Consider the following 20,236-nt stretch of genomic DNA (forward strand, 5'->3'; position numbering starts at 1 on the left):
TTTAACCCTGTTGCGGTTCAGCCCGGGCCTCCAAACGCTGACGCCGCTTCTCAACCCAGGTCATCACATTGATCAGTAGACTGGGCAGGAAGGTCAATGTGACGATCATTGAGCACAGAATACCGACCAGCACCACGATACCCACACCGCGGTAGAGCTCGGTACCCGCACCGGGAATAAACACCAGCGGTGCCAATCCGAACACGGTGGTGGTGGTTGACATCAGAATCGGGCGCAGCCGCGTGGCGACAGCCTGGTTGACCGCAGTACGCACGGATATGCGCTTATCCCGCAGATTGATCCGGGTCTGTTCCACGATCAAAATCGGGTTATTCACCACCGTCCCCAGCAAAATAACAAAGCCCAGCATGGTGATCATATCGAAAGGCTGAATAATAGCAGGTAGCCCGACCAGGTTGAGCAGGGGACCGGCATGGTTGATGGCTACCAGCCCGACAATACCCCCGGCAATGCCCAGCGGCACGGTGGTCAGAATCAGCAAAGGATAGCCCCAGTGACTGAAAATGGCGACCAGCAGCAGGTAAATCAGCAACAGGGCAATCACCAGATTACCCGACAGTGATTCGCGGGTAGCATCAAGCTGATCGGCGGCGCCGGAAATACTGATGGACACGCCTTTTGCGACCTCACCCGCTGCCTGCATCTCCGGCAGCATCTGGGTACGCACCATGTTAACGGCTGTTTCCAGTGCAATTTCACGGGGTGGAATGATTGATAACGTGACGGTCCGACGCCCATCCACACGACGCAACTGATCACTGTCGACGGTTTCGGTGATATCTGCCAGCGCATTCAGCGGCAACACGGTACCTTCAGGTGTCATAACCGGCATTGTCGACAGATCCGACAGTTTCTGATTCTGGCCGGCGGCACTGAAGATGAACATATCAATCTTGTCATCATCCATGAAAAACTCACCGACATAGGCGCCGTCACTCAGGGCCGCCACGGTGTAACCAAAATCATCGGCGGTCATATCGACCTCTGCCAGCCTGTCCCAGTGCGGTCGTACCTCCACCAGCGGCTGGTCCAGTGACAAGGCGGCGGGTTCGGATTCAATCTGCGGGTCTCCAAACAGCGTTTCGGCATTGCGCAGTGCATTTTCAGCCGTGGAATAGAGGCTTTCCTGATCGGCACCGGAAATATCCAGGTTCACGGCCCGGGTACCGCCCTGATTGCTGGCAATAATCGAACCCCGGTGGGAAAAACCGCGCATGCCGGGGTAACTTTCAAACATCTCGGTGAGCGCGTCCATCATCGGCTCAATATCTTCAGCCCGGGTCGGCTCGCTCAGCACCCAGACCACCCCGGGTGCAATGCGTTGAAAATAGTATTTCAATGAAGGCAGTTCATGCTCGCCATTGTCGAACCTGGCCGGATCGGCATCCAGGGCAGTCACCAGATGGCTACGGATTTCTTCACCGACTTTTTGCATTTCTGACAGGTTGTAACCGGGTGGGGCGGTCATCACGCTGAAGGCCTTGGGCTCTTCCCCTTCCGGCAGGTATTCAGCGGGCGGCATCAGATAGACACCAGCGCCCATTGTGCCGGCGAAAATCAGCACTATACAGGCCAGTCGACGTATTGGACCAGCATTCAGCCAGCTGACGGATTTGAGGATAGGGCCGGGGTGAGACAGATCGTCGCCATGATCACGATCATTACCGAAACCGGCCCGGGCGCAGGCTGCCGGCACTACGCCCACGGCAAACAGCATCGAGGCCAGAATGGCTGTGGATATGGCAATCGCGATATCGGAGTAGAGCTGGCCGGCCTCTTCCTGGACAAACAATACTGGTGCAAAAACCAGGACGGTCGTCATACTCGAGGCCAGAACCGCCGTCCACACCTCACGCACACCGGTAATCGCTGCCTGAATTCGATCCAGGCCTCGGCGGCGGCACTGTTCGATACTCTCCAGCACGACAATGGTGTTATCTACCGTCATACCAATGGCAAAGGCGATCCCGGCCAGAGAAATCACGTTCAGCGTGCGATCAAAAGCCAACAGGCCCAGGAAAGCGGCAATGGTACAGACCGGCATTCCCATCAAGCCGATCAGCGTAGCCCGGCCGGACCGCAGGAAAAGGAACAGTACCAGGGTCGCCAGCACGGCACCCAAAGCCAGATTGGAACTGACTTTATCTACCGAGGCCTGGACATAGCGCACATCATCACCAATCAGCTCAATGGTCATCCCGTTGGGATGCAATTGATCCTGACGGATCTCCTCGACTACCTTGAGCATTTCTTCCTTGATGTTAATCACGTTGGAGCCCGATTCACGTTTGACCGCCATGGTCAGGGCTTCTTCATTATTAACAATCGCAATATTGCGAACTTCGTAGTGATCCAGCCGCACCTCGGCGACATCCTTGAGCTTGATGTCGGTGTTATTGCGATGCGCCAGGGTCAGTTCTTCCAGGCTCTGTAAATCCTGGAAGCGGCCGGTGGTACGGATAAAGTATCGACGTTTACCGTCGTCCAGGTCACCGGCTGAAGTATCCCTGTTGCGTTCACGAATGGCATCGCGGACTTCGGTCAGGGTTAAACCACGCTGTGCCAGCTTGGCCGGGTCGATGGTTATTTGAATCTGACGCTCTGCCCCCCCTCGCAGCTGCACTTCCGAAACGCCGGTGACGCGTTCCATGCGTGGCCGGATATCATCATCGACAAAATCGGTGACCATATCCATATCAAGATTCAGCGGATTGCCAGACAAAGGCTTGACCGCAAAGTACATGAAAGCATTTTCGGAAAAGGAACTGCTACGGATCGTAGGCTGATCCACGTTTTCCGGGTAACTGGGTACCTGACTCAGGGCGTTGGAGACTTCGATCAAAGTTTCATTGATATCTACGCCGAAAGGGAATTCCATTTCTATCTGCGCCTGGCCGGTATCGGCCAGAGACTCCATTCGGGTCATATTGGGTACGCTGCGCAGGTAGCGTTCCTGTTCAATCAGGATCTCTTTCTCGACATCCTGCGGGGTAGCGCCAGGCCAGCCGGTGACCACGCTGATAGTGCGCACATCCAGATCCGGGATCATCTGTATCGGTATACGGGTCGCGGCAGCAATACCCAGCACCACGATAATCAGGACAATGACGGTGAGCAGTTTGCCGTTTCTTATGGGGGCTTCCAGCATGGTTCAAGCAGCCTTATTGGTTGACGACGGTGACAGCCTGACCATCACGCAGGACTTCATTACCGCGTACGACGACGCGGGCATCGGCTTCCAGACCGTCCACAATGCTGACCCCACTCTGACTCTGCTGGCCAATAGTGACCTGGCGCCGCTCGGCGATACCGTCGTTGACCACAAACACGCTGTAACCACCATCCGGATGCAGCAACAGGGCATCGCGCGGAATCAGCAACTTCTGTCCACCGTCACCACTGAGACCGATCACAGCGGTAGCCGAGGTACCGGGCAGCAGGTCGATATCAGATGCATCGACGACAACGCGGACCAGAAAAGCGCGGGCCTGAGGATCACTGACCGGTACAATTGCGCTGATCTTACCCGGCAACCGACGGTTGGGATAAACATCGGGAATGACCTCCACCGGGCTGTTCTGGTTGACTGAGGAAAACTGTTCCTGGGGGACATTGACATCAAGACGCACTTTATCCGTTGCCACCAGTTCCAGCACCGCCGTACCGCGGTTAATCCACTCCCCGGCCTCGGTCATCTTGGCACTGATAACCCCATCGAATGGCGCGGGTAGATCGTGGCGACGTAGTTGTTCCAGCGCGGCACGCTCAGTGGCTTTGGCAGCGACCAGAGACGCTTCCGCCAGCGCCAGATTGGATTGGCGATTGGCGAGTTCACTCTCGGAAATGTAGTTCTTTTTGCGCAGGCTCTGGGCTTCATTGACCAACCGCTGGGCTTCGTTGCGGGCTGCTTCGGCTTCTACGGTGGCGGCCTGGGTCTGGGCATACTGCTGGCTGGCAATGGCCGGATCCAGTTTAAGCAGAAGGTCGCCCTGATTGACTTCATAACCGGCATCAACCAGGACTTCCTTGACCAGGCCATCGACCCGGGGTGACAGCATGGCTTGTCTTTCCGCAGTCAGCGAACCGGAGAGGGTCAGAGTTTCAGCTATGGTAGATTGGGTGGGGGAAGCGGTCGACACCGGAGTGGCATCATCAGCGTTAACAGTCAGGCAAAAAAGGCTGAAAAGCAGCCAGCTTAGATGTCGCATGAAAAATCCCGTTGCAAAATGTCCGTATGGTCAATGTCTGACCGAATATAGGGGCTGGAAAGCCGAGATTAGTTCCCGGTTAAGTGACCAGCGTTGTGAAAAAAGCTAATTTAATGATGTCAAAGACCCGTATGGCAAGTCTTGAGTGCCGATGTTTACAATTTTTTACATATGCATAGCTTAACCCGCTTACTACCGGTCTGGGCGATTTTACTGTGTCTGCTGGCCTGGTGGCAGACTGCCTGGTTTGTCAGCCTTAAGTCGGCGATTCTGCCTCTGCTGGCGGTGATCATGTTTGCTATGGGGCTGACACTGCGGCTGAGTGACTTTCGTCGGGTGCTCACCATGCCAGCGGTGATTCTGCTTGGCGTCAGTCTTCAGTTTGTGATGATGCCGCTGCTGGCCTGGCTTATCAGTCATGGCATGGCGCTGGAGACTTTGTTGGCAACCGGTCTGATTCTGGTAGGGGCCAGCCCCGGCGGCACAGCATCCAACGTGATGACCTACCTTGCCGGCGGGAATGTGGCCTTGTCCATCTCACTGACAGCCTTATCGACGCTACTGGCGGTGGTGCTCACTCCCTGGCTGAGCTGGTTCTATATCGATGCCGATATTGCGGTACCTGTCGGCTCGATGTTGCAGACTATTCTGGCGCTGGTGATTGCGCCGGTAGTGGGTGGTATGCTACTGAATCACTGCCTGCCGAGGCTTGTCGCTCCCCTTCAGCGTATTTGTCCATTGCTGGCAACGCTGGCAATTGTATTTATCATCGCCATTGTGTTTGCCTTGAACAGGAACAGCATGGCGGTCTTGTCTTTCACATTGCTGGCCGCCGTCGTTATACATAATGCGTTGGGACTGACGCTGGGTTATCTGGCCGGCCGCTGTTTCGGCTATGAGGCGGCTATCTGCCGGACGCTGGCGATTGAGGTCGGTATGCAGAATTCGGGACTTGCCGTTGCGCTGGCAATGAAAAACTTTGCGTCGCTGGCGGCACTGCCCGGCGCGCTTTTCAGTATCTGGCACAATATCAGTGGGTCGTTGCTGGCGGCATTCTGGCAATGGCGGGATAGGAGACAAGGCCAATGAGCGCAGAAATCGAAAGCCTTTACATGTTGCTGGTCGCGCTGGCGATCGGACTGATGATCGGTATCGAGCGCGGCTGGCAGGAGCGTGATAGTCAGGAAGGTCAGCGTATTGCCGGGGTGCGGACTTACGGTTTAATCGGTTTGCTCGGTGGTGTGTTGGGCATGCTGGCGCAGACATTTGAGCCGCTGGTGCTGGGGCTGGGATTTCTGGCTCTGACACTGGTGATTGGTAGTATTTTCCTGATTAAACAGCGCCAGGAAGGGGAATGGGGCATTACCAGCCTGGTTGCCGCTTTACTGGTTTTTGTACTGGGTGCACTGGCCACCTCTGGCAAGGTTACCCAGGCCTCGGCCTCTGCGGTGGTGATGGTATTGCTGCTCAGTTACAAACCGCAACTGCACGGTTTGATCAGCAAACTGCGGCTGGAGGAGCTGCGTGCCGGTATTAAGTTATTACTGATATCGGTGGTGATGTTGCCAGTGCTGCCTGATCAGGGTTATGGCCCCTGGGAGGCGCTCAATCCCTATCGTATCTGGATGATGGTTGTGCTAATCGCGGCCATCTCCTTTATCGGCTATTTCGCGATAAAAATTGGTGGCGCCCACCGCGGGATTCTGTTCACCGGCCTGTTCGGTGGCCTGGCTTCTTCCACGGCAGTGACGCTGCATTTATCCCGCCTGGGTAAACAGAACCAGGAAGTGGCACCGGTAGCCTCCAGCGGTATTCTGATTGCTTGCGGTACCGCTTACGTCAGAATACTGATTGTAGTTGCCATGTTGGCACCTTCTCTATTAAGGGATTTGTGGCCACCGGTGGTGCTGATGGCTTTAGTGACCTATCTGCCGCTGATACTTTATCGCTTTGCTAAATCATCCAGTTCACTGGGTACGTCATCGACGCTGCAGAATCCGCTGGAATTAAAAACGGCATTGACTTTCGGTGCTATTCTGACCGCAGTCATGCTGCTCAGCGTGCTGTTGCGTGAGGCCTATGGTGATGCCGGTCTACTGATTCTGGCGGCGGTGTCGGGCATGGCGGATATTGATGCCATGATGCTGTCGCTGATTGGCATGACGGATAATGATTTATCGACCAGATTGTTTGTGATGGGGCTGGTGATTACCGCCGCTGCCAACAGTATGGTGAAAGGGGTCATGACCGGGCTGATTGGTGGTCGTCAGCTTGCGATTAGAACGGCACTACCCTTAGTGCTGGCCGGAGTGGCTGGCGTCCTGGCCACATGGTTGGGGTATTGGTGACGCTCAAGTCACCGGTTTCTTTCGCGGCAGAGGGAGAATCGCGAATGCAGGCACTGTTTGTAAAACACCGCTCTCCGTCAATGGCGGCGGGGATGAACATACTGGCACCCGGGCTGGGTCTGTATTACCTGGGACAGCCACGTGACGCCTGGCTGTTAATGATTCTGGTCGTCCTGCCCTGGTTTGCATTATTACTGTTTCCCTGGCATCTAAGTGCACCGTTACCGCTCGTCGTTCTACCCTTGCTATCAGTCACGCTCTGGCTTTTAACGCTGATTTTCGGCTGGCATCGTGCCCGCAGGCAGAGTCCAATGGTTCAGCATGAATCACAGCGATGGTATCGCTATACAGGATTCTGGCTTATTTTCTGTGGACTCTGTTTGCTGTGGTTGTCGCTGGCACTGGTGGTCAAACTTCAACTAAGCCTGCACCAGGTAACGGATAACGCCATGTCGGGTACATTCAAGAAGTACGACTGGGTGGTGATTGGCGCTGATATTGGTCAGCCCGATACACTTCAGCATGGTGATATCGTGTTGTTGATTGACCCTGAGACTCACCGTGAAGTGCTTCAGCGGGTGGTGGCCTTACCCGGAGAGCAAGTCACTGTGCACGGCGGAGGTTTATTTGTTAACGGTGAGTGGCAGTCAGAACATTACCTTGACGACCTACAAAATCAGAAGTGGATCCCCGAAGGCGTTGTGCATACCACCGTGCCAGAAAATCAGGTTTTTGTACTCGCTGATAATCGCGATAACAATCGTGATAGCCGTTACTGGGGGGCCATACCCATGGCTGAGCTAGTGGGTAAGCAGGTCTATCGTTTGGCTGACAAGCCCTGGCGTTTAACGGAACTGAAGCGTTTTGTGCGGAGTCTGAGCTCGAAAATCAGCGGAGACTAAAAATGCATAACAACGGTTTGTCTTTCGGTATCCTGATACTGTGCCTCACAGCAGGCGCAGCTTTTGCTGAAGCGCAGGAAAATTACCATAACTGTCTGTTCGACGCGGAAAACAAGACAAAGGCTGAACAGGCTGGTCAGACTCCGGCTATTTACTGCGCTTCGCGTCACTTTGATACCGCGCCGACCGCTTTTCAGGCACAAGTACTGTTGCAGGATCTGGAAGGAATGAAACAACGTGATCCCCAGTTTCGTGAATTTTACGAGACCGTCAGAAAAGACAGCAGCAATGATATTTATACCGATCGCCAGATTGTATTGATGTATATCGATAAACGGGAAGTCAATAAAGATTAAAGTCTGCCAGCGGTGCTCCTGTGATTGCACCGATCATTGATGCGGCCGGCCAGCGCTATCCGGCCGGACGCATCATGGTAAACCCATCTTCTCAGTCAGGCATGACTTAAGAGGCTTTAGGCGCATTGCGCCGAGCGCGTTGACCGGCCCTGGGCTGTGACGGCCGCCGCCGTTTTTGTGTGTGTGCGGTTTCACTGCGTTGACCATCCCGGTGTTCCGGTCTGGGCTTTTTAGGGCGACGAGGACGCTGTTTGGCGGCTGTGACGGGTCTTGATGCAGGCACCTCATGCACCGGCTCGAAGTCATCGATATATTCCCGTGACAGGGTTTTGCCAATCAGCCGTTCTATCGCGAACAACTGATCGGCTTCGTCAGCACTGACCAGGGAGATAGCTTCACCACTGGCGCCGGCCCGACCGGTGCGGCCGATACGGTGAACATAGTCTTCAGCGACATTGGGTAAGTCGACATTAATGACATGCGGTAGTTGGTCTATATCCAGGCCGCGGGCGGCAATATCGGTGGCAACCAGCACCTGAATCTCACCTGCCTTGAATTCAGCCAGCGCGCGGGTTCGGGCTGCCTGACTTTTATTGCCGTGAATCGCAGCGGCTTTGAGGCCAGCACTATCGAGATGTTTGGTCAGCTTATTGGCACCGTGTTTGGTTCGGGAAAAAACCAGAACCTGAAACCAGTTATTGTCGCGAATGAGATGACTTAATACGGCCGGCTTTTGCTTTTTATCCACCGGTACTATCCACTGTTTGACGGTTGCAGCGGTACTGTTGGCCGGTGACACCGAGACTTCCACCGGATTGCTGACCAGCGTTTTGGCGAGATTGCGGATGTCGCTGGAGAAGGTGGCTGAAAACAGCAGGTTCTGACGCTTTTTAGGTAACAGAGCGATGATTTTGCGAATATCGTGAATAAACCCCATATCCAGCATTCGGTCAGCCTCGTCCAATACCAGTACCTCTAGCTGATCAAAGCGAATCGCGTTCTGTTGGTACAAGTCCAGTAAACGGCCGGGGGTCGCTACCAGCAAATCGGTGCCGCGCCGCAGTTTCATCATCTGAGGGTTGATTTTGACGCCACCAAACACCACGGTTGAACGTAGTCGCAGGTGTTTACCATAAGTGTCGATACTGTCTGCTACCTGGGCAGCCAGTTCACGGGTGGGGGTCAGGATGAGCGCGCGAGCCTGGTTGCCGGCGGCCGGTTTGCCGGGTGCCAGCCGGTGCAGAATGGGCAGCGTGAAACCAGCAGTCTTGCCGGTACCGGTCTGGGCCGCAGCCATGACGTCCTGGCCGCTCATGATGGCCGGGATCGCCTGGGCCTGAATGGGGGTTGGCTGATCGTAACCCTGTTCGGCAATGGCCCGCAGAATGGGATCACTGAGACCGAGAGATGAAAATGTCATAAAAATACTCAAAAATTAGCGCAATCCCGGCGCTGCACAGCTTAAAGCTGGCGCGAGCCTGTTGTGATTCAGTGCCTTCAAAAGGCCTGCTGACACAAAGGGGATTGTAGGGTTGATAACTGTGGCGGAGCGCCGGACAGGAACTGACAATGGATTTTTGTCGTCTCTGTCGTAGTATGACAGATAAAGTCGATGGTGTTCGATTTTATCTGCACAAGCCTGTCATGTAGTGATGTTATGATGGATTTGTATTCTTTAATTCAGGAGGGATTATGTATAAGAAAAATGCCATTATGGTTGCAGCAATAATCGCTATCGTCGCGATTTTTGTTGTGGTGCTGGTGACAACGGTCTTTGTCGATGATAGTGAAGAACGATATGGTCAGGTACCGACACCGCAAAGCGAAGCCGATATTGCTGAACAAAGTGCTGTTGCACCGGCCTCGGTCAAAGATGAAACCACGCAGCCGCTGGCACAGAATGAAGCGGGTGGTGTGAATGAAACCGTCACCGAACACATGGAAGATGCTCAGGAAGCCGTGCCGGAAACGGTAATTCAAGATGAAGTGGAAGCCGAAGCCACGCCGACGGAAGAATTGCAGTCTGAAGCCGGTGATATGATGGCAGAAGCAGAAAGCGCCGCTGCCGAAATGGCTCAGGAGGCAGAAACTGCGGCTGCGGATTTGGCTAATGAAGCCGAACAGGCGGTAGAAGAAGCTAAACAGGCCGCTGCAGGTGGTGAAATGCATATTGTGACCGCTCAAGGCCTGAAATACAGCCCGCTGGTGGTCAAGATTCAGCCTGGTGATACCGTAGCCTGGGAAAATATGCCCACCCACGATACGCAATCGATTGAAGGACTGATCCCGGAAGGTGCGGAAGCCTGGCACTCTGAATTGGGCAAGAACTATGAACGCACTTTCAGCCAGGAAGGCATCTATGTCTACAAATGCACCCCGCATATCGGTGCCGGTATGGGCGGTGCCATCATAGTCGGTAATCCAGTGAACCTGGAAGCAATCAAGGCTGCGGATGCCAAAGGCGCGGAAGGCCGTCTGGCCAGAAAAGCTATCGCCGCTGCTGAAGAAATGTAATCTTATTTAATACGACTGAAAAGCCCTCTGTCCGTTTATCGGGCAGGGGGTTCTTTTTTGGAAATGACGATGTCAGAAAAAACCTTTATCAAAGGCAAAGACCGGGATCTGGAAACCAGTATTGCCACCATGCAGCAGACACTGAAAGAGTTCGGTTTTGAGGTGGAAGAAGCGTCCTGGCTGAATCCGGTCAGTCATGTGTATTCGGTGCATATCCGAGATAAATCCTGTCCGCTGATGTTTACCAATGGCAAAGGCAGCAGTGCCAAGGCCTGTCTGGCCAGTGCGCTGGGTGAATATTTCGAACGCCTGAGCTGTAATTATTTCTTCGCCGACTTTTACCTGGGGGAAGCGCACAGTCAGGCCGAGTTTGTGCATTATCCGGATGAGCGCTGGTTCAGATCGGAAAACGGTGATATGCCACAAGGGCTGCTGGACGAAGACCTGTGGGCACATTTCGATCCCAATCAGGAGCTCACGCCAGAGCAACTGGTGGATACCAATTCCGGTAATACCGAGCGCGGTATCTGTGCTGTGCCCTATACCCGTGTCAGAGATGATGCGGTCCGTTACTTCCCGGTCAATATCATCGGCAATATCTATGTCAGCAACGGCATGTCTGCCGGTAACACGCAAAATGAAGCGCGGGTGCAGGGCCTGTCAGAAGTCTTCGAGCGCTACGTAAAAAACCGGATTATTGCTGAAGGTCTCTGTCTGCCGGGGGTTCCACAATCCGTAATCGATCGTTTTCCCAAGATCAAAGCGGCGCTTGAAGAACTGGCCGGTCATGGCTATCAGTTGAAAGTGGCGGATGCCTCCCTGGGCGGCCAGTTCCCGGTTATGAATGTGACCCTGATAAACCCGCGCGACGGGTCGGTGTTTGCCTCTTTCGGTGCCCACCCCAGTTTTGAAGTGGCGCTGGAACGCACCGTTACCGAGTTGCTGCAGGGGCGCGGCCTGGATCAACTGGACGTATTCCACCCGCCGACCTTTGATATGGAAGAAGTCGCTTCGCCGGCTAACCTGGAAATGCACTTTATTGATTCCAGTGGCTACATTTCCTACGACTTTTTCCGGGAAGTCCCGGATTATGAGTTTGTCGACTGGGATCATGATGCCAGCACCGGTGATGAGTTCAGCTGGCTGACCGGCATCATTCATGATCTGGGCTTTGATATCTATATCGCCGACTACCGGCATCTGGATGTCTATGCCTGCCGCATTCTGGTGCCGGGCATGTCCGATATTTACCCGGTCGATGAGCTGGTCTGGGAAAATAATAATGAAGGTGCTTTATTCCGCGAAGCACTGCTGTCACTGAAACAGGGCGATCGGGACAGCTGGCAGGCACTGCTGATCGCGCTGGAAGAGGGCGGTTTTAACGATCATGCGCCGGTGGCCCAGTTTATTGGTCTGGCACCGGATCCTGGTACGCTTTGGGCCAGTGTGCGTCTGGGCGAAATCAAACTGATGCTGTGTCTGGCGCTGGAAGATGAGCAGGCGCTGGAGTGGGTCGACTGGTGTCTGTCTTTAGGGCAGGGCGATGAAGCCCAGCAGCGTTTCTATCGTTGTCTGCGTGCTTTGCTGGATATCAAATGGCATAGCGAGCGCGATTATGGTGACTATCGCCGCAGCCTGGCACAGATGTACGGTGAGCAGACCGTGAATGAGGGCGTTGAAATCGTCGAAGGCAGAACCGTGTTTCATGGACTGCATACACCAGGCTTAAGTCTGCAAGGCTTTGATCGTCATCAAGCTTTACTGGCAGGCTACGAGAAGCTACAGCGGGCCAAGCAGCGTTTCTGGCAAAAGGGAGATTAAAAAATCTGAAATTTTTTTCAGTAAACACTAACACCTTTGAAATTTTTGCTGTATATTTGCACGCTTCTTCTCGCAACCGGCTTGTTTCAGCCGGTGAAAAGAAAAAAGTGGAGCGGTAGTTCAGTTGGTTAGAATACCGGCCTGTCACGCCGGGGGTCGCGGGTTCGAGTCCCGTCCGCTCCGCCACTTTTCTTTTGAATCCCCAAGTTCTATACAACAGCATTTCCCGTTTCAGGCACGACGAGAATCCGCGACATTCAAATCAATGGTTCGACAAAAATGCCAGGACAAGCAATGTTCCATACATTGCCTTGCATACACTCCGTCCCTGGAGTTAAGCATTTTTGAACAGCCGCAGGCTGGCCTTGCAAAGCAAGGTGAGCTATAGGGATGTAGCGAATAGTCCCGTCCGCTCCGCCATTTTTTCTTTAACATCTCCCCATGGAAAATCAGCACCGTTTCCCTTTTCAGGGACGACGATAATCTGACAAACTCAAATATCAGTTTTGTTCATTGGATTGTTTTTTATAAACGCCCGTTAGTAATAAACTTTTTTAACAGCAGCAGATAGGGCGTCACCCAGTTGATCGGTGAGAGGCTGAGTTGTTTATCCTGGCGGTGTGGTGAGCGATTCTACTCCTGCGCCTCACCGAGCCATAATGAAATGAGCCCACTCCGGCCCCGCACACTAAATTTTCTGCAGATACGGACACAATAAGTGTGAACCGTACTTTGACTCAAATCCAACTCCTCTGCGATCTCAGCCTCGGTTTTGTTCGTTAATAAACCACTTAAAACACGACGCTCAGCGGGTGTCAGCGTCTCTTGGGCGAGGTAAATACCGTGATGAAGAGTGAGCTGTTTTTGAAACCACTGCGTTGGGCGCACAGCATAATCGAGTAGCTGACGCTCTGCTTCACCAAACCACTGCCAATCCTTGCCGCCGCGCTCAAATATCATCCATGATTCCACATCAGGACTGATCGGTGTGGCAACAAAGATCACATCGCGAATATCAAAAGGTACAAACAGTTTTTTATAAATCTCCGACTCAAACCATTCCGGCGGCACCATCTCGTGTTTGATATTGATCCTGAAGGTACCGGCATTCTTGAGATTGGCAAGAATGCTTGGATCAACCTGTCCACGCTCGAGACGGCGATAATGTTCCTTGCGAACAGCCTCTCGCTTGGCAGTATGTTTGAGATAGTAGTTATGCCTTGCCCGCCAGCCTGAAGCCGGATCCGTATCGGCAATGGCATCAATACGCAAACTACCTATCCAGTAGGCTTGCTGGGCGTCAACCAGTTTGGCGAGTCTATCCAGTGTGGTATCGAGCATGTCCAGTGAACGGGAGGCACTGCTGGCAGCCATCTCATCCCAAAGTTGGTGAATGGCCTGTTTTTGAAAATCTTCCATGAGGTTACTTCATTATTCAAAGTCAAAAGTGTCACTGATCAGTGACTACCACGGCAGCGGCTCTTTACTTAACATGCATGCCTTAACATTAAAAAACATTGCAGCTTGTTGTTAAGCCGTTTGTTCAAGCCGAATGACAATCCTAGTGGTTTGAAAAATCTTTGATATATCCAAACTTTGTCAGGATTTTCGGCGAAAAAGAGAAATATGCTGCATTACACATCGATAATGCACTGCGAAGAGCATGGATGCAACTCTCACTCAACCTTTGTTCATGTTCAGCCAGCAACAAATGAAAATTTAAAAGTAAGGAACGTGGATGAACAAAACTTTTCTCTCTCTCATGCTTACTGCCAGCCTTGCCGCCTGCTCAACGGTCCAGGCTGAAACAGCACCCTCAACGGAAAAGTGGCAACCACGCATCGACTTCGAAGGCAAACTCGGTAATCAGCGCAGCCTGGGTGAAGCAGATTTACTCATCCCGCTGTGGCAAAACAACGACAGCCTGCTGTTTGCCAATCTGCGCGGTCGAATGGATAACGATGACAGCTATGAAGGCAACATCGGTGTGGGTTTTCGGCACATGCTGGACAATGGCTGGAACCTCGGTGGCTATGGTTATTTTGACCGTCGTAAAAGCCCCTATGACAATTTTTTCAATCAAGTCACCATAGGGGTAGAAGCACTATCAATGGATTGGGACTTACGTGCCAATGCCTATATCCCCGTAGGAGAAACCAGCTACTTTGAGGAGAGTTTAGGTACTGCTGACTTTTCCGGCACTGCCATCACCTATCGTGCCGGTGAAGAGCGCTCCATGAGCGGTTACGATGCTGAAATCGGTTGGCGTATTCCGGTATTTACTCCTGAAGACGACAAGCAATTACGTATCTATGCCGGTGGCTACCGGTTTACCGACAGCCGGGCAGACACCATCCAGGGGCCGCGCGCTCGACTGGAAATGAAATTCAATGCTTTACCTTTCTTGTCGAGAGGTTCGCGTTTATCGCTGGGGCTGGAATACCAGCATGACGATCCACGTGGCAGCCAGCGTTTTGCCATGTTGCGACTCAGCATTCCATTGGGGGGCACAAAGGCTAGATCAGGTCGAGCGCTGACAGCCATGGAGCAACGGATGACAGATCCTGTTGTCCGCGATGTCGATGTGGTCAGCCAGGCAGGCAGCTATGGCTCGCCAGAAAAGATTCGCGAAACCGCCGATGGTAAACGCATCGTGCTGTTTGATGACAGCGTTAATGGCAATAATTTCAGTACCGCTATTGCTAACGCGGGTGAAAACACGACGGTCATCCTGAACGGTGATTACACCGGGGTAAACACTCTCACGACAGTTCAGCAAGGGCAGCAGATTTTAGGCAGTGCCAACCTTAAGGTCAAAACCCCTTCAGGAAGAAGCGTCAACATTACCACACCATCAGCTAGTCTCTCAGGTGCAGGCATTTCAGGCAGTGGCAGTGGCGCAAATCGGTTTTTTGATATGGCTGATAACAGCAGTCTTATCGGTGTGAAAGCCAAAATAACAAATTCAAGTTCATCAATAATCGCCAGAATCGAGGGTAAAGACAACGTCAAAATTCTGAACAACACGCTCACCTCAGAGGTGAGTATCAGTACAGCCGCTATTCTAGATGTAAGGAGTAGCCGCAATGTCACCATACGCAATAACAATATCAACGTTATCGCCAATGGCTCATCTGCTCATGTTATAAGCTTTGTCGATAATAACGCCAATATCGACTTTTCTAATAATAGCCTGAACATAGGCGGCACCGCCGCAACTTTGCGTACATACCTACTCTCTGGTGTGACGATCAATAACCTCTCGGGTACAGGTAATACATCAAACCTCGTCACCTGTTATATCGTTGGCGCCTATACCATTACAGGCTCAATTGAGACCAATGGCAATATCAGCTGCCCCTGAGTTAAATAGCGTTGGGAGACACTACAATCGCTTGTTTATTTGATACCACAACGACTGGTTAAAATAAGCAACTGATGGTTTAAAAGCAGATGAGAGCTACCTGACCTGATGGCTGCATAGCCGTTATAATCGGCTTTTTGCTTAAAGCGGGTCCGATGGCTTTATCTGAACAAAAATGGCAGTTCTGGATTGACCGCGGGGGTACCTTTACAGATATCGTCGCGCAGCGCCCGGATGGTGGCATTGAGACGCATAAACTGCTGTCGGATAACCCGGAACAGTATCAGGACGCCGCTGTGGCTGGGATTCGCCATTTTTTGGGGCTGGCTGAAGATGAACTGATACCGGCCGCTCAGGTCAGTGCCGTCAAGATGGGCACGACGGTGGCCACCAACGCCCTGCTTGAACGCAAGGGAGAGCGGGTGGCCTTGATCACAACGGCCGGTTTTCGTGATGCACTGGCCATTGCCTATCAAAACCGTCCACGCCTGTTTGACCGGCATATTCAGTTACCTGAACGTCTTTATCAGACCGTGGTGGAAGCGCAGGAGCGGACGGGCCATGACGGTGAGGTTCTGACGCCGCTTAATCAAACCAGGCTTGAACATCAGCTCACCGAGTTGTTTGCGGCCGGTTATCGCAGCATTGCCATTGTTTTTCTGCATGGCTATCGCTTTCAGCAACATGAAATCATCGCCAAAAAGCTGGCCCGGGCTATCGGTTATGAACAGATAAGCTGTTCGCATGAAGTCACGCCCATGATCAAATTTGTCAGCCGCGGTGATACCACCGTGGTCGATGCCTACCTGTCACCCATTCTGCGGCGTTATGTGGATCAGGTTTCGCGGCAAATGCCGGGTGTGCCACTGTATTTTATGCAATCTTCGGGTGGGCTCACCGGTGCCGATCAGTTTCAGGGCAAGGACGCGATTCTGTCGGGACCTGCCGGCGGCATAGTGGGTATGGCTAAAACCGCTGAAAAAGCCGGTTTTAAGCAGGTTATCGGCTTTGATATGGGCGGTACTTCCACCGATGTGTCGCATTATGCCGGTGAATTCGAGCGCGAGTTTGAAACCCAGGTTGCCGGCATCAGAATGCGTGCGCCGATGATGCGTATTCATACTGTGGCAGCCGGTGGCGGGTCGGTATTGCACTACGATGGCGCCCGTTTTCGCGTCGGCCCTGACAGTGCCGGTGCCAATCCCGGACCGGCCTGTTATCGCCGTGGCGGTCCGCTGACGGTCACCGACGCCAACCTGATGCTGGGCAAAATCCAGCCCGGTTTCTTCCCCCATGTATTTGGTCCCGATGCCAATCAGCCGCTGGATAAGAAGGTCGTGGCGCAGGGCTTTGCCGAGTTGGCGGAGCAGACCGGACTGGATGCGGAACAGGTCGCCGAGGGCTTTATCCGAATTGCGGTGCAGCAGATGGCCAATGCGATCAAAAAAATCTCAGTGGCGCGCGGCTATGATGTGACCCGTTATCTGATGCAGTGTTTCGGTGGCGCCGGCGCCCAGCATGCCTGCCTGGTGGCTGAAGCCCTGGGCATGACACAGATTCTGATTCATCCTTTTGCCGGTGTGCTCAGTGCCTATGGTATGGGGCTTGCTGACCAGAGTCTGATCCGGGAGAAAAGTCTCGATCTGGCACTGAACGAGTCGAATCTGGTAGAGATTGAGTCGGAATTAGCCGACTTGAGTGAGCAAGCACAGCAGGACTTGAGTCAGCAGTATGCTGATGCCGGCGAGCTGCGCGTCAATCAGCGCCTGCATGTCCGTTATCAGGGTAGTGATACCGCGATAATAGTCCCTGCTGGAGAGATGGAATCCATCACAGCCGCTTTCAGGCAGGCTTATCAGCAGCGTTTTTCCTTCCTGCAGCCGGATAAAACCCTGATAGTCGAAGCGATTTCGGTTGAAGCGCTGTTGCAATCGACGGCGCCTGAGGAAACGGTTTCAACGCTGTATCAGGCAAGGGATATTCCCGTGACCGATACCGTTCGGTTTTTCAGCCAGGGCGAGTGGCATGAAGCGCCACTGATTGAACGGGCGCTTTTGCAGGCGGGCGATAAGATTCTGGGCCCGGCCATTCTGACCGAGTCGAATGCTACGACGGTGATTGAGCCCGGCTGGCAGGCCGAGGTCAGCGCCCGTCAGCATCTTCTGCTGAGGCAGATTCAGCAGTCACAGACGCATGAAAAGATAGTCACTGAGGTGGATCCGGTGATGCTGGAAGTGTTCAATAATCTGTTTATGAACATTGCCGAACAGATGGGGCTGCAACTGCAGAATACCGCCATGTCAGTTAATATCAAGGAGCGGCTGGATTTTTCCTGTGCTTTGTTTGATGCCGAAGGTCATCTGATCGCTAATGCTCCGCATGTGCCGGTGCACCTAGGGTCAATGGGGGAAAGCATTAAATCGGTGATCGAGGCTAATCGCGACACGATAGAAGCCGGTGACGTCTTTTTATTGAATGATCCCTATTATGGCGGTACTCATCTGCCGGACATGACCGTCATTACCCCGGTGTTCGTCGAGGGACACAGCAGCCCGCTGTTTTACGTCGGCAGCCGTGGTCACCATGCCGATATCGGTGGTCTGACGCCGGGTTCGATCCCGCCTTTCTCAGTGCATATTGAGGAAGAGGGCATCTGTATCAGTAACTTCAAGCTGGTATCAGGCGGTGAACTGCGTGAACAGGCGCTGGTCGATTTGCTGCAGCAGGGCAAGTATCCGGCGCGGAATATTGCTCAGAATCTGGCCGATTGTCGGGCACAAATCGCCGCCAATGAAAAAGGCGTACAGGAACTGCAGAAACTCTGCACTGAGTATGGCCTGGAAGTGGTACAGGCCTATATGCAGCATGTGCAGGATAATGCCGAGCAGGCTGTCAGAAAGGTCATCGATCGGCTGCATGATGGTGAGTTCAGGGTTCAGCTTGATAATGGCAGCAACATTCAGGTCGCCATTCGGGTGGATAAACAACGGCGCCGGGCCGAGATCGATTTCAGCGGTACCAGTGCTCAGCAGAAGAATAACTTTAATGCGCCCAAAGCGGTCGCTATTGCCGCTGTATTGTATGTGTTCCGGACCCTGGTGGATGATGAGATTCCGCTCAATGTCGGTTGTCTGAAGCCGCTTAGCCTGATGATTCCTGAAGGTTGTATGCTCAACCCGGTGTATCCGGCCTCGGTCGTCGCCGGTAATGTCGAAACCTCGACCTGTATCACCAATGCCCTTTACGGCGCGCTGGGCGTGATGGCGTCGGCGCAGCCGACCATGAATAACCTGACTTTCGGTAATGCACGTCAACAGTACTACGAAACCCTGGCGGGCGGCAGCGGTGCCGGTGGCATCTTTGATGAACAGGGTGAGTTAATCGATGGTTTTGACGGTAGCCCGGTGGTGCAGAGCCTGATGACCAATTCCAGGCTCACTGATCCCGAGGTGTTGGAAAGCCGTTACCCGGTTCGAATCATCAAGCACGAAATCTGGAAAGGTTCCGGTGGTCAGGGCCGCTGGCATGGCGGCGATGGGGCGATAAGGCGCCTGGCTTTCCTGGAACCGGTGACGGTCAGTATTCTCTCCAATGGCCGCCGGTTCCCGGCCTTTGGCCTGGACGGCGGTGAAGCCGGTCACTGCGGTGTTAACCGGCTTATCCGTGCCAATGGTGCTGATAAGACACTGGCAGCCTGCGATCAGGTCGAACTCAAGGCCGGTGATCAGATCGAAATCTGCACGCCGGGTGGCGGTGGTTTCGGTAAAGCCTATAAAGCGTGAATATCAGCGAGGCTGATGGTTTTAATTCGCTTGATACTGGCCGCGCTGTCGCGATCCTCAGCCGTATTGTAGCCCCAGTCGGCAAGGAACAGCCTGACCTTGTCCAGGCGGTCATCGGTGATGACATTAATCAGGGTGGGCAAGCGGTCTTCGATAAACAGAATCTCGTCTTCAGGCCGCTCCAGGCTCAGATCAGTCAGGATTTGCTGTTTGCTCAGATTACGATCCAGACCGTAGATTTGCTCAAGTGGGAATGAAATCTGGTTGGCACTGAGAATATGATCGACAAAACGTTCCTGCTTGGTGGTAATGATAAAGCAGTTATCGGAGTCGATTTGATTCAATTTGTCGGCAATGCCGTCAAAAAGCGGATTCATCTCAATCCAGCTGACGAAGTCTTGGGCGATCCATTCATCACGGGTGGTACCGAAGACTTCCTTGAGTTCATCGATATTCAGCTGATCGCGCAGCAACAGGGCTTCAATCTGGTGATGAAAGGCGTCCATCAACATCTCTGTCGACATGCCCTCGTACAGCAGACGCATGATCAGGGTGGCTTCGTAGCCGGTTTCCATCACCGGTCTGACAGTGCGAAACTGTGGCATCAACCCTGCCGGCATGGTCTCCGGCATATCGGACCACAGCTTGCGTGCCACCAGCCAGCCGGCAGTGCCGGTCTCGATGGCGCTGTCACAGATCACGCCATCAAAATCAAAGGCATAGATTTTATGAGTCATCAGTTTTGAACAGGCAGTGCTTGGCGTAATCGGTCGCTTCGTTGGCGGTCCAGTCCCCTTTAGGCTTGGACTCCATATTCTGACACCACTTGTCGCTGCCAACTTCCGGGCTGCACGCAGTCAGTAGCAGACTCAGCAGACCCATCGCTGTCAGGCTCAGGAGGCGGGTTTTCAGCATATCAA

Annotated in this window: 14 protein-coding genes and 1 tRNA gene; 9 read left to right on the forward strand and 6 right to left on the reverse strand. The window is 53.3% G+C overall.

Features of this window, described 5'->3' with window-relative positions; all coding sequences use genetic code 11:
- Position 1: 1 nt before the first annotated feature.
- Positions 2-3,169, reverse strand: coding sequence for an efflux RND transporter permease subunit (locus OMQ46_RS08095; protein ID WP_266236246.1), 3,168 nt, complete (start codon positions 3,167-3,169; stop codon positions 2-4).
- A 13-nt stretch (positions 3,170-3,182) separates the two neighbouring features.
- Positions 3,183-4,229, reverse strand: a complete 1,047-nt coding sequence (locus OMQ46_RS08100) for an efflux RND transporter periplasmic adaptor subunit (RefSeq protein WP_266236247.1) — start codon at positions 4,227-4,229, stop codon at positions 3,183-3,185.
- A gap of 171 nt (positions 4,230-4,400) precedes the next feature.
- Here OMQ46_RS08100 and OMQ46_RS08105 point away from each other — a divergent pair, with 171 nt between their 5' ends.
- From OMQ46_RS08105 to OMQ46_RS08120, 4 genes are read left to right on the forward strand one after another with little or no spacing between them, the layout of a single operon-like run.
- Positions 4,401-5,318, forward strand: a complete 918-nt coding sequence (locus tag OMQ46_RS08105) for a bile acid:sodium symporter family protein (RefSeq protein ID WP_266236248.1) — start codon at positions 4,401-4,403, stop codon at positions 5,316-5,318.
- Positions 5,315-6,577, forward strand: a complete 1,263-nt coding sequence (locus OMQ46_RS08110; protein ID WP_266236249.1) for an MgtC/SapB family protein — start codon at positions 5,315-5,317, stop codon at positions 6,575-6,577. Before OMQ46_RS08105 ends, OMQ46_RS08110 begins: the two co-directional genes overlap by 4 nt.
- Positions 6,578-6,621: 44 nt before the next feature.
- On the forward strand, positions 6,622-7,479 hold the full coding sequence (gene lepB, locus OMQ46_RS08115) for a signal peptidase I (RefSeq protein WP_266236250.1): 858 nt from the start codon (positions 6,622-6,624) through the stop codon (positions 7,477-7,479).
- 2 nt (positions 7,480-7,481) lie between these two features.
- Positions 7,482-7,835, forward strand: a complete 354-nt coding sequence (locus OMQ46_RS08120; RefSeq protein ID WP_266236251.1) for a hypothetical protein — start codon at positions 7,482-7,484, stop codon at positions 7,833-7,835.
- Between the two features lie 106 nt (positions 7,836-7,941).
- Here the strand turns inward: OMQ46_RS08120 and OMQ46_RS08125 are convergent, their stop codons facing one another.
- On the reverse strand, positions 7,942-9,255 hold the full coding sequence (locus OMQ46_RS08125; RefSeq protein ID WP_266236252.1) for a DEAD/DEAH box helicase: 1,314 nt from the start codon (positions 9,253-9,255) through the stop codon (positions 7,942-7,944).
- Positions 9,256-9,527: 272 nt separating this feature from the next.
- On the opposite strand from OMQ46_RS08125, the gene OMQ46_RS08130 reads away from it, so the two are divergent.
- The 3 genes from OMQ46_RS08130 (at position 9,528) to OMQ46_RS08140 (ending at position 12,356) form a co-directional block, all read left to right on the forward strand.
- Positions 9,528-10,349 carry a plastocyanin/azurin family copper-binding protein gene (locus OMQ46_RS08130; RefSeq protein ID WP_266236253.1) on the forward strand — a complete coding sequence of 274 codons (822 nt, stop codon included), beginning with the start codon at positions 9,528-9,530 and terminating at the stop codon, positions 10,347-10,349.
- A gap of 69 nt (positions 10,350-10,418) precedes the next feature.
- A complete protein-coding gene (gene ycaO / locus OMQ46_RS08135) occupies positions 10,419-12,170 on the forward strand; it encodes a 30S ribosomal protein S12 methylthiotransferase accessory factor YcaO (RefSeq protein WP_266236254.1) in 1,752 nt (583 codons plus the stop codon).
- Between the two features lie 109 nt (positions 12,171-12,279).
- Positions 12,280-12,356: transfer RNA gene (locus OMQ46_RS08140), tRNA-Asp, on the forward strand.
- 447 nt (positions 12,357-12,803) lie between these two features.
- On the opposite strand, the gene OMQ46_RS08145 is transcribed toward OMQ46_RS08140, so the two are convergent.
- The gene (locus tag OMQ46_RS08145; protein WP_266236255.1) at positions 12,804-13,589 is read right to left on the reverse strand and encodes a response regulator transcription factor; all 786 of its coding nucleotides are present in this window, start codon (positions 13,587-13,589) and stop codon (positions 12,804-12,806) included.
- A 319-nt stretch (positions 13,590-13,908) separates the two neighbouring features.
- On the opposite strand from OMQ46_RS08145, the gene OMQ46_RS08150 reads away from it, so the two are divergent.
- Entirely contained in the window at positions 13,909-15,534 is a 1,626-nt protein-coding gene (locus OMQ46_RS08150; RefSeq protein WP_266236256.1) for an inverse autotransporter beta domain-containing protein, read from the forward strand.
- A 155-nt stretch (positions 15,535-15,689) separates the two neighbouring features.
- A complete protein-coding gene (locus tag OMQ46_RS08155; protein ID WP_266236257.1) occupies positions 15,690-19,316 on the forward strand; it encodes a hydantoinase B/oxoprolinase family protein in 3,627 nt (1,208 codons plus the stop codon).
- Here OMQ46_RS08155 and OMQ46_RS08160 read toward each other — a convergent pair.
- Both OMQ46_RS08160 and OMQ46_RS08165 read right to left on the reverse strand, forming a co-directional pair.
- Positions 19,304-20,053 (reverse strand): HAD family hydrolase, encoded by a 750-nt coding sequence (locus OMQ46_RS08160; protein ID WP_266236258.1) that lies wholly within the window; start codon positions 20,051-20,053, stop codon positions 19,304-19,306. The two genes, OMQ46_RS08155 and OMQ46_RS08160, sit on opposite strands and share 13 nt — an antisense overlap.
- Positions 20,043-20,231, reverse strand: coding sequence for a DUF3012 domain-containing protein (locus tag OMQ46_RS08165; protein WP_266236259.1), 189 nt, complete (start codon positions 20,229-20,231; stop codon positions 20,043-20,045). The genes OMQ46_RS08160 and OMQ46_RS08165 overlap by 11 nt, the downstream gene beginning before the upstream one ends.
- Positions 20,232-20,236 lie beyond the last annotated feature (5 nt).

The sequence above is a fragment of the Methylophaga sp. OBS1 genome, from assembly GCF_026319365.1.

Bases quoted from the DNA above. Each gene is read 5' to 3' on its own strand.
- lepB (WP_266236250.1), top strand. From the start codon at position 6,622: ATGCAGGCACTGTTTGTAAAACACCGCTCTCCGTCAATGGCGGCGGGG.
- OMQ46_RS08130 (WP_266236253.1), top strand. From the start codon at position 9,528: ATGTATAAGAAAAATGCCATTATGGTTGCAGCAATAATCGCTATCGTC.
- ycaO (WP_266236254.1), top strand. From the start codon at position 10,419: ATGTCAGAAAAAACCTTTATCAAAGGCAAAGACCGGGATCTGGAAACC.
- OMQ46_RS08105 (WP_266236248.1), top strand. From the start codon at position 4,401: ATGCATAGCTTAACCCGCTTACTACCGGTCTGGGCGATTTTACTGTGT.
- OMQ46_RS08165 (WP_266236259.1), bottom strand. From the start codon at position 20,231: ATGCTGAAAACCCGCCTCCTGAGCCTGACAGCGATGGGTCTGCTGAGT.
- OMQ46_RS08150 (WP_266236256.1), top strand. From the start codon at position 13,909: ATGAACAAAACTTTTCTCTCTCTCATGCTTACTGCCAGCCTTGCCGCC.
- OMQ46_RS08120 (WP_266236251.1), top strand. From the start codon at position 7,482: ATGCATAACAACGGTTTGTCTTTCGGTATCCTGATACTGTGCCTCACA.
- OMQ46_RS08100 (WP_266236247.1), bottom strand. From the start codon at position 4,229: ATGCGACATCTAAGCTGGCTGCTTTTCAGCCTTTTTTGCCTGACTGTT.
- OMQ46_RS08160 (WP_266236258.1), bottom strand. From the start codon at position 20,053: ATGACTCATAAAATCTATGCCTTTGATTTTGATGGCGTGATCTGTGAC.
- OMQ46_RS08145 (WP_266236255.1), bottom strand. From the start codon at position 13,589: ATGGAAGATTTTCAAAAACAGGCCATTCACCAACTTTGGGATGAGATG.
- OMQ46_RS08155 (WP_266236257.1), top strand. From the start codon at position 15,690: ATGGCTTTATCTGAACAAAAATGGCAGTTCTGGATTGACCGCGGGGGT.
- OMQ46_RS08125 (WP_266236252.1), bottom strand. From the start codon at position 9,255: ATGACATTTTCATCTCTCGGTCTCAGTGATCCCATTCTGCGGGCCATT.
- OMQ46_RS08095 (WP_266236246.1), bottom strand. From the start codon at position 3,169: ATGCTGGAAGCCCCCATAAGAAACGGCAAACTGCTCACCGTCATTGTC.
- OMQ46_RS08110 (WP_266236249.1), top strand. From the start codon at position 5,315: ATGAGCGCAGAAATCGAAAGCCTTTACATGTTGCTGGTCGCGCTGGCG.